This window comes from Streptomyces sp. CRN 30 (genome assembly GCF_034105845.1).
Window position 1 is genome coordinate 55,254 of record NZ_JAVRHI010000156.1, and the last position, 11,917, is coordinate 67,170.

At 72.4% G+C, this 11,917-nt stretch carries 11 protein-coding genes; 6 read left to right on the forward strand and 5 right to left on the reverse strand.

The annotated features are described in order from the left end of the window. Positions 1 to 52 precede the first annotated feature (52 nt). Positions 53 to 901 carry an ABC transporter permease gene (locus tag UW392_RS15330; RefSeq protein WP_320775534.1) on the reverse strand — a complete coding sequence of 283 codons (849 nt, stop codon included), beginning with the start codon at positions 899 to 901 and terminating at the stop codon, positions 53 to 55. Next, positions 898 to 1,962 (reverse strand): ATP-binding cassette domain-containing protein, encoded by a 1,065-nt coding sequence (locus UW392_RS15335; protein ID WP_320775535.1) that lies wholly within the window; start codon positions 1,960 to 1,962, stop codon positions 898 to 900. Before UW392_RS15335 ends, UW392_RS15330 begins: the two co-directional genes overlap by 4 nt. Before the next feature lie 109 nt (positions 1,963 to 2,071). Between UW392_RS15335 and UW392_RS15340 the strand changes: the two genes are divergently transcribed. Beyond that, on the forward strand, positions 2,072 to 3,052 hold the full coding sequence (locus UW392_RS15340) for an NAD(P)H-quinone oxidoreductase (protein WP_320775536.1): 981 nt from the start codon (positions 2,072 to 2,074) through the stop codon (positions 3,050 to 3,052). Positions 3,053 to 3,132: 80 nt separating this feature from the next. Here UW392_RS15340 and UW392_RS15345 read toward each other — a convergent pair whose 3' ends face one another. Further along, on the reverse strand, positions 3,133 to 4,032 hold the full coding sequence (locus UW392_RS15345; protein ID WP_320775537.1) for a hypothetical protein: 900 nt from the start codon (positions 4,030 to 4,032) through the stop codon (positions 3,133 to 3,135). A gap of 178 nt (positions 4,033 to 4,210) precedes the next feature. Between UW392_RS15345 and UW392_RS15350 the strand changes: the two genes are divergently transcribed. Both UW392_RS15350 and UW392_RS15355 read left to right on the forward strand, forming a co-directional pair. Then, positions 4,211 to 4,753 (forward strand): bacterial proteasome activator family protein, encoded by a 543-nt coding sequence (locus tag UW392_RS15350; RefSeq protein WP_320775538.1) that lies wholly within the window; start codon positions 4,211 to 4,213, stop codon positions 4,751 to 4,753. A 513-nt stretch (positions 4,754 to 5,266) separates the two neighbouring features. Beyond that, positions 5,267 to 6,880, forward strand: coding sequence for a protein kinase domain-containing protein (locus UW392_RS15355; RefSeq protein ID WP_320775539.1), 1,614 nt, complete (start codon positions 5,267 to 5,269; stop codon positions 6,878 to 6,880). Between the two features lie 28 nt (positions 6,881 to 6,908). Here UW392_RS15355 and UW392_RS15360 read toward each other — a convergent pair whose 3' ends face one another. Continuing rightward, positions 6,909 to 7,913, reverse strand: coding sequence for a phosphotransferase (locus UW392_RS15360; protein WP_320775540.1), 1,005 nt, complete (start codon positions 7,911 to 7,913; stop codon positions 6,909 to 6,911). Between the two features lie 335 nt (positions 7,914 to 8,248). Then, a complete protein-coding gene (locus tag UW392_RS15365) occupies positions 8,249 to 8,905 on the reverse strand; it encodes a response regulator transcription factor (protein WP_320775541.1) in 657 nt (218 codons plus the stop codon). 320 nt (positions 8,906 to 9,225) lie between these two features. On the opposite strand from UW392_RS15365, the gene pdhA reads away from it, so the two are divergent. The 3 genes from pdhA to UW392_RS15380 all read left to right on the forward strand — a co-directional run. Further along, on the forward strand, positions 9,226 to 10,437 hold the full coding sequence (pdhA, locus tag UW392_RS15370; RefSeq protein ID WP_320775542.1) for a pyruvate dehydrogenase (acetyl-transferring) E1 component subunit alpha: 1,212 nt from the start codon (positions 9,226 to 9,228) through the stop codon (positions 10,435 to 10,437). Between the two features lies 1 nt (position 10,438). After that, positions 10,439 to 11,416 (forward strand): alpha-ketoacid dehydrogenase subunit beta, encoded by a 978-nt coding sequence (locus tag UW392_RS15375; protein ID WP_320775543.1) that lies wholly within the window; start codon positions 10,439 to 10,441, stop codon positions 11,414 to 11,416. A 9-nt stretch (positions 11,417 to 11,425) separates the two neighbouring features. Beyond that, the coding region (locus UW392_RS15380; RefSeq protein ID WP_320775544.1) for a biotin/lipoyl-containing protein at positions 11,426 to 11,917 on the forward strand (492 nt) is incomplete at its 3' end.

Below are 11,917 nucleotides of genomic sequence, written 5' to 3' on the forward strand. Positions count from 1 at the left end.
CGGCGCCCCCGGCCGCGAGGCCGGGGGCGCCGTCGTCGTGAGGACACGGGGGTCACTTGCGGTTGTAGAGCCGCATCGTGATCGGGCCGAAGACCAGCAGGAACAGGGCGGACCACCCCAGTGACCAGGCGATCTCGTCGGTCGGCCAGTCGCCCGCCATCAGTCCGCGCACCGCGGAGGCCACGTGGGTGACCGGGCTGTTGTTGACGAACGCCTGGAGCCAGCCCGGCATGGTCGAGGGGTCGACGAAGACGTTGGACAGGAAGGTGAGCGGGAAGATCACCATCATGCTGACGCTCATCACCGCCTTCTCGGTGCGCAGCAGCAGCCCGAACATCGTCCAGATCCACGAGAAGGCGAACGAGAAGACCAGCAGCAGCGCGATCCCGCCGACCACGCCGCCGAGGCCGCCGTCCGGCCGGTAGCCGAGGACCAGGCCGACGACGAGCATCACGACGGAGGCGATGGTGTAGCGCAGGGCGTCGCCGAGGAGGTAGCCGACCATCGCGGCGGGCCGCCAGACCGGCAGGGTGCGGAAGCGGTCGAAGACGCCCTTCTCGATGTCGGTGTTGACCGACACCCCGGTGTACATGGTGATCATCACGACCGACATCACGAGGATGCCGGGCAGCACGAACTGGATGTAGTCACCCGGCGAACCGGCCAGCGCGCCGCCGAAGAGATACGTGAACATCAGCAGGTTCATGATGGGGAACGCGGTGACGTCGAAGAGCTGCTCCGGTACGTGCTTGATCTTGAGGACCGCGCGCCAGCCGAACGTCAGCGACGCCGACAGGGGGCTGGGCCGTGGCGGCCGGTCCCCGGCGATCAGGAGGGCGGCCAGGGACTCGGCGCTGACCGGTGCGAGTTCCTTGGTCTCGGTGCTCGTGGCCGTACTCATGCCGCCACCTCGTCCTTCGTGTCGTCGCCGGAGCCGGAGCCGGAGCCGGAGCCGGAGCGGGGCCCGGAGCCGGAGCCGGGATCTGCCTCGGAACCGGTGTCGTGGCCGGTCAGGGCCAGGAAGACCTCGTCCAGGCTGGGCTGGCCCAGGGAGAAGTTGTCCACGGTGATGCCGGCCCGGGTCAGCTCCGAGAGCGCGCGGGCGGCCTGTCCGGCGGCCGTGTCCTCGGCGGCGGTGGCCAGCCGGGCGGTCAGCGCCACCGGATCGGGCTCCAGCTGCACCTCGGCGCTGAGCCGCGCCCGCAGCAGCCGCTCCGCCTCGCCCCGCCGCTCGGCGTCGCGCAGCCGCAGGTGCACGGACCCGGCGCCGACGGATGCCTTCAGCTCGCCCTTGGTGCCCTCGGCGATCACCTTCCCCTTGTCGATCACGGCGATCCGGGCGGCGAGCTGGTCGGCCTCGTCCAGGTACTGCGTGGTCAGCATGACGGTGGTGCCCTGGGCGACGACCGCCCGCACGATGTCCCAGACCTGGTTGCGGCTGCGCGGATCGAGGCCGGTGGTCGGCTCGTCCAGGAAGAGCAGGTCAGGCGTGTTGAGGATGGACGCGGCGATGTCGATGCGCCGCCGCATGCCGCCGGAGTACTGCTTGACCTGCTTGTCCGCCGCCTGTGTCAGCCCGAACGCCTCAAGGAGCTGGTCGGAGCGGCGCCGCGCGGCGGGTTTGCCGTGACCGAGCAGCCGGCCCAGCAGGATCAGGTTCTCGGTGCCGGTGAGGTCCTCGTCGACGGAGGCGTACTGCCCGGTGAGGCTGACCCGGGCGCGTACCTCGTCGGCCTCGCGCACGACGTCGCGGCCGAAGACGCTCGCGCGGCCTCCGTCCGGCCGGAGCAGCGTCGCGAGGATCTTCACCGTGGTGGTCTTGCCGGCGCCGTTGGGGCCGAGGACGCCGTAGACCGTGCCGGCCGGGACCCGAAGGTCCACACCGTCGACGGCCCGGGTCTCGCCGAACGTCTTGACCAGACCCGCCGTTTCGATGGCGAGACCGGAGGTCTGCGTGCTCATCTGGGGTGTCCTTCCGCGTGCTTGGTCTACGCATGGGAAGACCTTTACCGTCCCCCAAACTCATCGCGGGCGCACGGAATTTTCGGTACGCAGGAGTAGCGTCGGCTCCATGCACGCGATCACGATTCCCGAACCCGGAGGCCCCGAGGCGCTGGTCTGGGCCGAGGTCCCCGACCCCGAGCCCGGTGAGGGCGAGGTCCTCGTCGAGGTGACGGCCAGCGCCGTCAACCGGGCCGACATCATGCAGCGCCAAGGCTTCTACGACCCGCCGCCGGGCGCCTCGGCACTCCCCGGCCTGGAGTGCTCCGGACGGATCGCCGCGATCGGCTCCGGCGTCTCCGGCTGGTCGGTCGGCGACGAGGTCTGCGCGCTGCTCGCCGGCGGCGGCTACGCCCAGAAGGTCGTCGTCCCGGCCGGACAGGTGCTGCCGGTCCCCGCGGGCCTCGACCTGAAGCAGGCGGCGGCCCTGCCCGAGGTGGTCTGCACGGTCTGGTCGAACGTCTTCATGGTCGCCCACCTCCGCCCCGGCGAGACGCTCCTCGTGCACGGCGGATCCAGCGGCATCGGCACCATGGCGATCCAGCTGGCCAAGGCGGTCGGCGCGAAGGTCGCCGTGACGGCCGGCACGAAGGAGAAGCTGGAGCGCTGCGCCGAGCTGGGCGCGGACATCCTGGTCAACTACCGGGAGCAGGACTTCGTCGCCGAGGTGAAGGAGGCCACCGGCGGTGCCGGGGCCGACGTCATCCTCGACAACATGGGCGCCAAGTACCTCGACCGCAACCTCCGGGCGCTCGCCGTCAACGGGCGGCTCGCGATCATCGGTATGCAGGGCGGCCGCAAGGCGGAGCTGGACATCGGCACGATGCTCGCCAAGCGCGCCGCCGTGACCGCGACCGGGCTGCGCGCCCGGCCGGTGGAGGAGAAGTCGGCCATCGTGGCGGCCGTCCGCGAGCACGTCTGGCCGCTGCTCGCCGAGGGGCACGTCCGGCCGATCGTCGACCGGGAGCTGCCGATGAGCGACGCGGCCGCCGCGCACCGGGTCGTCGAGGAGAGCGGTCACATCGGGAAGGTGCTGCTGGTCGCGCCGTAGCGCCGTAGCGCCGAAGCGCGGTGCCGCCGTGCCGCCGTGCGGTCCAGGCGGCCGGGGGACGGGCGGCGGGCCCGTCGCGGTCACGGCTGCCGCAGCCGCAGTCCGACGAAGGCGAGGCCCAGACCGAGGCCGATGAGGACGAGTCCGGCGCCGAGGGGCAGCACCCCAGGCACGGGCCCGGTCCGGCCGCCGGCCCCGGTGACGGACCGTTGCGACCGTTCCGCGGACGCGGTGGGCACCACCGGGCCCTCCCCGGGTCCGGTGGGGGTCCCGGCGGAGGCCGCCGCGTCGGCGTCCCCTTCCACCGGGTGTCCGGCGTCCGCACCGGTCCCCGCCGGGTCCCGGTGCCACGCCTCCTCCCGGCCGGGGTGCCGCCGTCCCTCGCCGGCCCGGCTCCCGGCCCGGGACGGCCCGGCCTCCGACGCCGAGGGGGCCGGGGAGCGGGACGGGGTGCGATGCTTCGGCCCGCGGGCCGGCACGTCGCCCTCGGCGGAACCGGGCCGGTCCCCGCGGGAGCCGCCGCCGGGGCGCTCGGAACGGTCAGGGCGCTCGGCAGGCTCGGACGACCTGGCCGGCTCGGACGGCTCGGCGGCGTCCGACGCGGAGTGGTCCGAGGACGGTGAACCGTCCGGTGACGATGCTCCCGGGGACGGGCGGCCGTCGGGCCGGGAGGGCCGGGGCGACCGCGAGCCCGCCGACGAGCCTGAGCCCGAGCCCGAGGAAGAGGAAGAGGACGAGGAGTCGTACTCCGCGTCCCGGGCGTCCGGCCGGTACGCCAGACGCGGCTGGTACGGCAGATGCGGCCGGTGCGCCAGATACGGCCGGTACGGCGAGGCCGACGCCGCCGACGCCGCCGACACCGCACCCGCGCCGTGAGCCGGTCCCGTCGCGTACAGGCCGAGGAGCGCCACCGGCCCCACCAGCCCCGCGGCGGCCGCCGCCCGTCCGTACCGCAGCGGTCGGCCCAGCCATGGCGTCACGACGGTGGCCCCCTCCCGTACGGTCGGGCCGATCTCCCGCTTCCGGTCGGCGAGATCGACGGAACAAGCCTCACACTTGCTGGCTATTACGGCATTCCGGGCGCCGCCGATCGCGCGGCACCCGTTTCGGACGGGGGCGGCACGGTGATGTGGAGCAGGCGTGCGAGAGAATGACGGCATGGAGATGCCGAGGAACGACAGGTCGTCGGAGAACCCCCAGATCCTGGTCGTCGGCCAGGACGGCATGGCGCTCAGCGGCGGCGGCGACGGAGACGATGACGCCCGCGAGACCCCGGTGACCGAGCAGGTGGAACAGCCCGCGAAGGTCATGCGGATCGGCAGCATGATCAAGCAGCTGCTGGAGGAGGTGCGGGCCGCTCCCCTGGACGACGCGAGCCGGGCCCGGCTCAAGGAGATCCACGCCAGCTCGGTCAAGGAGCTGGAGGACGGTCTCGCGCCGGAGCTGGTGGAGGAGCTGGAGCGGCTCTCCCTGCCCTTCACGGAGGAGGGCACCCCGAGCGACGCGGAGCTGCGGATCGCCCAGGCCCAGCTGGTCGGCTGGCTGGAGGGGCTGTTCCACGGCATCCAGACCACGCTGTTCGCCCAGCAGATGGCCGCGCGGGCCCAGTTGGAGCAGATGCGGCGGGCGCTGCCGCCGGGCGTGGGCGACCCGGAGGAGGGCCCGCACCCGGGCGGCCGCTCGGGCGGTCCGTACCTGTAGAGGAGCACGGCCGCGCCAGGCCGTCACGACCGAAGGCGCGACCGGGAGCACAGCCGAGAGCACGACCGTAGACACGAGCGAAAGCACGACCGTAGGCACGACCGGAGGGGTCCGGCGGGGAACCGCCGGGCCCCTCCGCCGTTCGTTCCCGCTGTTTTCGGACAGCACGTCGCGACGGTGGCGAAGGTCACGCGGCCGTCCGGCGGTCCCGTGGCGAAAAATCTTGGTCCCGCGCGCCGCCCGGCACAGTCTGCCCGAGGCCCCCGACAGGTCAAGCGGGGTGCCCGATCCGTGACCGTACGCGAAGGAAGCGTCGTGGCTGTGTCACGGTGCGGGTGCGGACGGTACACAGAATTTGCACGACGGGACGGAACCAGGGTTTCATTGCCGGTCCGTCTCGTGCCGGTCCCGCCTCCCATCTCTGTCCGGAGCCTTGCGCGGAGGCTGTAGCGTGGCCGACGGAGACCGTGACAACACCGCGCGTACCGCGGGCAGAAACGACGGCGAGGACTGATGGCACAGCAGCAGCGCGCTCAGGGCCCGTCCGAACCCGAGGCGACTGGCGGCGGTATGTCGGACACGCCGGAAGCCTGGGGCAACGGCGGGTTGGTCGGCGACGGCCGGTACCGGCTGACCCGCAGACTCGGGCGGGGCGGCATGGCCGAGGTGTTCGCCGCGGAGGACGTGCGGCTCGGACGCACCGTCGCGGTCAAGCTGCTCCGCGCCGACCTGGCCGAGGACCCGACCTCCAAGGCGCGTTTCACCCGCGAGGCGCAGTCGGTCGCGGGCCTCAACCACCACTCCATCGTCGCGGTCTACGACTCCGGCGAGGACTTCGTCGGCGGCCAGTCCGTGCCGTACATCGTGATGGAGATCGTCGAGGGGCGGACCATCCGGGACCTCCTGCTCAACGCGGAGGCACCCGGTCCCGAACAGGCGCTGATCATCACCTCGGGTGTCCTGGAGGCGCTGGCCTACTCGCACCAGCACGGCATCGTGCACCGCGACATCAAGCCGGCCAACGTCATCATCACCCACAGCGGCGCCGTGAAGGTGATGGACTTCGGCATCGCCCGTGCCCTGCACGGCGCGTCCACGACGATGACGCAGACCGGCATGGTCATGGGCACCCCGCAGTACCTCTCCCCGGAGCAGGCCCTCGGCAAGGCCGTAGACCACCGCTCCGACCTGTACGCCACGGGCTGCCTGCTCTACGAACTCCTCGCGCTGCGCCCGCCGTTCACCGGTGAGACCCCGCTGTCGGTGGTCTACCAGCACGTGCAGGACATCCCGACGCCGCCGTCCGAGGTCTCCGACGCGGTGCCGCCGGAGCTGGACGGCCTGGTGATGCGCTCGCTGGCCAAGGAGCCCGACGACCGCTTCCAGACCGCGGAGGAGATGCGCGGCCTGGTCCAGTACGGGCTTCAGATGCTCTACGACCAGGGCGGTCACACCGGCACCTGGAACACGGGACCGGTCGACCACGACGGGCGGCAGACCCCCGCGGCGGGCATGGGGATGGCCGGCACGACCGTGCTGCCCCACTCCGACCACGGCTCCGGCACCACGCAGATCCCCCAGCAGATCCTGCCCTCGGGGTACGGCAACGGCGACGACGGCGGTTTCGAGGGGCACGGAAACAAGGGCAGCGGCCGCGGCAAGCTGTGGATCCTCGCGGTCCTCGCGGTGATCGCCGTGGCGGCGGGCGTCGCGCTGGCGCTCAACGGGACCGAGGAGAAGGGCGGCGGCGGCACGGACACCACGAAGTCGCCGAGCGCCACGCAGTCCACCGACGACGAGAAGACCAGCGAGTCGCCGAGCGACGAGGCGACCGACGAGTCCACGGACACGGACACGGGCACGGGTACGGAGCAGGGCTCCGGCGGCGGCAGCGGCGGTGACTGGAACCAGTCGTACCAGCCGTCGTACCAGCCCTCGGAGACGACCTCCCAGGAGGTGTCCCAGGAGCCGACCGGCGAGGAGACCTCGGAGGCTCCGCCGCCGGAGGAGACCGGCGGTGACGACGAGACCGGCGGCACCCAGCCGACGGCCACGGCCACCGAGGGCGGCGGCGGCACCGAGGAGGACGGCGGCATCCTGAACGGCGGCACCGAGGGCATCGGCTGAACCGCGCCGCGCGCCGCGTCCGCCCGGCTCAGTCGGCGAACGCGGCGCACACCGCGTCGTACTCCCGCGTCCACCACACGGCGAGCGCCGACGCCGCGGGGAACTGCGGGTCGGCCCGCCGGTCCCCGCGCTCGTAGTGCCAGCGCAGCATCCAGAAGTCGTTGAGCCGCTCCCACCACACGCGGTGCACGGCCGCCGCCAGCTGCGACGGGGTCGCCCCCGCGGCGCGCCGGTACGCGCGCGCGTACGCGCGTACCTTCGTCAGGTCCAGCGGACCGGCGGGACGGACGAAGAAGATCGCGGCGGCGCGTACGGCCTCCTCCGCGCGGGGGCGTAAGCCGAGCCGGTCCCAGTCGACGATCGCGGCCGGGGCGTCCCCCTTGTAGAGCAGGTTGAACGGGTGGAAGTCCCCGTGCACCCAGCCCACCGCGGCGCCGCGCGGCGGCCGGCGGTCGGCGTGCCGCTCCAGCAGGGCGCGGCGTTCCAGGAGCCGGTGCCGGGCGAGTTCGTCGAAGGGGTCGGCGGGCCGGTGCCGTCGGACGCGGGCCAGCAGGTCGTCGATGAGGGCGAAGGTGTCGGCGGGGTCGGCGCTCGTCGCCGGTCCCGCCCGGTGCCGGCCGCGGGTCGGCATGACGCGTTCCAGGCCGGAGTGGACCACGCCGAGGAGGGCGCCGAGCCGCTCGCACTGGGCCGTCGTGAGCTGGCCGCCGTGCCGGTGCCGGCCCTCGACCCAGGGGTGCAGGGCGAAGCAGTGGCCGCCGACGACGGCGACCGTGCGGCCGTCGCGGTCGGGCAGTGCCGGGGCGACCGGGACGCCGAGACCGGCCAGGCGGCGGGTGGCCCGGTGCTGGCGGTGGATGGCGGCCGGGGTGCCGGTCTCGGGGTCGGAGTGGTGCTTGAGGAAGAAGCGACCGCGAGTGGTGCACAGACGCCAGCCGCGGTTGAGCAGGCCCTGGTCGACGGGCTCGCAGGTGAGTGCGGAACCGGCGGCGTACTGGCGGAGAAGGACGCCCAGAGGGGGCGCGTGAGGCACGGTGGTGGGTACACATGAGCGCGGCACGCCGCCGATGCTAGGGCACGCGCCCCGCCCGTGAGCTGGGGTTTGTCACAGACAGTCGCCGTCGGTCGCTTTCGGTCGCCAGGTCGTCAGCAGGGCGTCAGGTGTGCGTCAGAGGACGTCCCGGACGTCCCCGAAGTGGTGTTCCGTGACGCGGCCGGTCTCGTCCGTGGCATGGACGACGCAGAGCCGCGGTTCGAGGCACACAGGCAGGCGGGCAGGGGGCGCCGTCCGCGCGTCCGCGACAGGGTCGCCGGCCCCGCGGAGACGGGACGCGAGTCCCGGACGAAGACCTGCGGCCGTGACGGCGTTCAGCGATTTCCGGCCTGGAGGCGGGCGACGTACGCCGCCGCCTGCGACCGGCGCTGCATACCGAGTTTGGCGAGCAGACTGGAGACGTAATTCTTGATCGTTTTCTCGGCGAGGTGCAGGCGTTCGCCGATGGCCCGGTTGGTCAGGCCCTCGCCGATCAGGTCCAGGATGCGGCGCTCCTGCTCGGTGAGGCGGGCGAGGCGGTCGTCGTCGGGGGCGGCGCCCTCGCGCAGCCGTTGCAGCACGCGCGCGGTGGCCACCGGGTCGAGCAGGGACTTTCCTGCGGCGACGTCCCGGACGGCGGCCAGCAGCTCCGCGCCGCGGATGTCCTTGAGGACGTACCCGGAGGCCCCGGCCATGATCGCGTCGAAGAGCGCCTCGTCGTCGGCGTAGGAGGTGAGGACCAGGCACCGCACCGACTCGTCGCCGGAGCGGACCTCGCGGCACACCTCGACGCCGCTGCCGTCCGGCAGCCGTACGTCGATCACCGCCACGTCCGGGCGGGTGGCCGGAATCCGCGCCAGCGCGTCGGCCGCCGTGCCGGCCTCGCCGACCACCTCGATGTCGTCCTCGCCGGCGAGCAGGTCGTGGACACCCCGACGGACGATCTCGTGGTCATCGAGGAGAAAAACCCTGATATTTCCGTCTGTGGGCACGAGGTCAGTGTCACATACGGACTCTTCACGCGCCCGGGGCGACCGGGATAACGTGCCGTTGTCCCGGCCCCTGCGAGGCTGTGACCAGTAACTGTTCCCGACTTTGCCGATTTACTTGGATTACCAAGTAAAAATGCAGGTCAGGAGGGGTTTCACAGAAATGTGGAGCACTGGGTAACGTGCTATTTGCAGGACGCTCGCCGGGGCACCTGTCACGCCTGTGCCCGACTTCCGCGCACCCACCCCGTGCGCCCGCCGGGCCCAGGTGAGCCGCACCGCCTCCCGGCGAACCCGGGGGCCGGACCGACGGAGGAGCACACGTGACCGTGGAGAGCACTGCCGCGCGCAAGCCGCGACGCAGCGCCGGGAGCAAGACCGGTACCACCGGTGCGAAGGCGACCGGCACCACCGGTACCAAACGCGCCGGCCGCGCCGCCGCGAAGGGCGACGGAACGCAGCTCGTCCAGCTGCTGACGCCCGAGGGCAAGCGCGTGAAGAACGCGGAGTTCGATCCGTACGTCGCGGGTGTCACCCCCGAGGAGCTGCGCGGCCTGTACCGCGACATGGTGCTCACCCGGCGCTTCGACGCCGAGGCCACCTCGCTCCAGCGCCAGGGCGAGCTGGGCCTGTGGGCGTCGCTGCTCGGCCAGGAGGCAGCGCAGATCGGCTCCGGCCGCGCCACCCGGGAGGACGACTACGTCTTCCCGACCTACCGCGAGCACGGCGTCGCCTGGTGCCGCGGGGTCGACCCGACCAACCTGCTGGGCATGTTCCGCGGCGTCAACAACGGCGGCTGGGACCCGAGCAGCAACAACTTCCACCTGTACACCATCGTCATCGGTTCGCAGACGCTGCACGCGACCGGCTACGCGATGGGCATCACCATGGACGGCGCCGACTCCGCCGTCCTCGCCTACTTCGGCGACGGCGCCTCCAGCCAGGGCGACGTCATGGAGGCGTTCAACTACGCCGCCGTCTACAACGCCCCGGTGATCTTCTTCTGCCAGAACAACCAGTGGGCGATCTCGGAGTCCAACGAGAAGCAGACCCGGGTGCCGCTCTACCGGCGCGCCGAGGGCTTCGGCTTCCCGGGCGTCCGCGTCGACGGCAACGACGTCCTGGCCTCGCTCGCGGTGACCCGGTGGGCGCTGGAGCGGGCGCGGCGCGGCGAGGGACCGGCGCTCATCGAGGCGTACACCTACCGGATGGGCGCCCACACCACCTCCGACGACCCCTCGCGCTACCGCCACGACGACGAGCGCGTCGCCTGGGAGGCGAAGGACCCGATCCTGCGTCTGCGCCGCCACCTGGAAGCCGCACACCACGCGGACGAGGGATTCTTCGCGGAACTGGAGACGGAGAGCGAGGCGTTGGGCAAACGAGTGCGCGAAGTGGTCCGTGCCATGCCGGACCCGGACCGGTTCGCCCTCTTCGAGCACGCGTACGCGGACGGGCACGCGCTGGTCGACGAGGAGCGCGCCCAGTTCGCCGCGTACCAGGCGTCGTTCGCCGACGCAGAGGGGGGTAACTGAGATGGCCGAGAAGATGGCGATCGCCAAGGCGATCAACGAATCGCTGCGGCACGCGCTGGAGACCGACCCGAAGGTCCTCGTCATGGGCGAGGACGTCGGCAAGCTCGGCGGTGTCTTCCGGGTGACCGACGGTCTGCAGAAGGACTTCGGCGAGAGCCGCGTCATCGACACCCCGCTCGCCGAGTCCGGCATCGTCGGCACGGCGATCGGCCTCGCGCTGCGCGGCTACCGCCCCGTGGTGGAGATCCAGTTCGACGGCTTCGTCTTCCCCGCGTACGACCAGATCGTCACGCAGCTCGCGAAGATGCACGCCCGCGCGCTCGGCAAGATCAAGATGCCGGTCGTCGTACGCATCCCCTACGGCGGCGGCATCGGCGCGGTCGAGCACCACTCCGAGTCCCCCGAGGTCCTCTTCGCCCACGTCGCGGGGTTGAAGGTGGTCACGCCGTCCAACTCCTCGGACGCCTACTGGATGATGCAGCAGGCCATCCAGAGCGACGACCCGGTGATCTTCTTCGAGCCCAAGCGCCGCTACTGGGACAAGGGCGAGGTGGACACCGAGGCGATCCCCGGTCCGCTGCACGCCGCGCGCGTGGCCCGCGAGGGCACCGACCTCACCCTGGTCGCCTACGGCCCGATGGTGAAGCTCTGCCTGGAGGTGGCCGACGCCGCCGCCGAGGAGGGCCGGTCCCTGGAGGTCGTCGACCTGCGCTCGGTCTCCCCGCTGGACTTCGACACGGTCCAGGCGTCGGTGGAGAAGACCCGCCGCCTGGTCGTGGTGCACGAGGCGCCGGTCTTCCTCGGCTCGGGCGCGGAGATCGCCGCGCGGATCACCGAGCGGTGCTTCTACCACCTGGAGGCCCCGGTGCTCAGGGTCGGCGGCTACCACGCGCCGTACCCGCCGGCGCGTCTTGAGGAGGAGTACCTGCCCGACCTGGACCGGGTGCTGGACGCCGTCGACCGCTCGCTGGCGTACTGAGGAGAGGCCGTGACGACGATGACGGAAAGGGCCGTGGGTTCGGTGCGCGAGTTCAAGATGCCCGACGTGGGCGAGGGACTCACCGAGGCCGAGATCCTCAAGTGGTACGTCGAGGTCGGTGACACGGTCACCGACGGGCAGGTGGTGTGCGAGGTCGAGACGGCGAAGGCCGCCGTCGAGCTGCCCATCCCCTACGACGGAGTCGTCCGCGAGCTGCGCTTCCCCGAGGGCAGCACGGTGGACGTGGGTACGGCGATCATCACCGTGGACACCGGGGGCGGGGCCGCCGAGCCGGCCCAGGAGACGGTGGCGCCGGAGCCGGCGGCCGCGGAGCCGGAGGCCGAGCCGCAGGGCCGCCAGCCGGTCCTCGTCGGCTACGGGGTGGCGACGTCCTCGACCCGCCGCCGCCCGCGGAAGCCGCAGGAGGCACCCGCCGCGCAGGGAAGCCCAGCGGTCCAGGCGCCCCGGCCCGCCGCGCAGGCACCCGCCGGGCAGACACCC

What these genes read in the sequence shown, in the direction of transcription:
- UW392_RS15330 (WP_320775534.1), bottom strand. Translation starts at nt 901, where the DNA reads ATGAGTACGGCCACGAGCACCGAGACCAAGGAACTCGCACCGGTCAGC.
- UW392_RS15335 (WP_320775535.1), bottom strand. Translation starts at nt 1,962, where the DNA reads ATGAGCACGCAGACCTCCGGTCTCGCCATCGAAACGGCGGGTCTGGTC.
- UW392_RS15340 (WP_320775536.1), top strand. Translation starts at nt 2,072, where the DNA reads ATGCACGCGATCACGATTCCCGAACCCGGAGGCCCCGAGGCGCTGGTC.
- UW392_RS15350 (WP_320775538.1), top strand. Translation starts at nt 4,211, where the DNA reads ATGGAGATGCCGAGGAACGACAGGTCGTCGGAGAACCCCCAGATCCTG.
- UW392_RS15355 (WP_320775539.1), top strand. Translation starts at nt 5,267, where the DNA reads ATGGCACAGCAGCAGCGCGCTCAGGGCCCGTCCGAACCCGAGGCGACT.
- UW392_RS15375 (WP_320775543.1), top strand. Translation starts at nt 10,439, where the DNA reads ATGGCCGAGAAGATGGCGATCGCCAAGGCGATCAACGAATCGCTGCGG.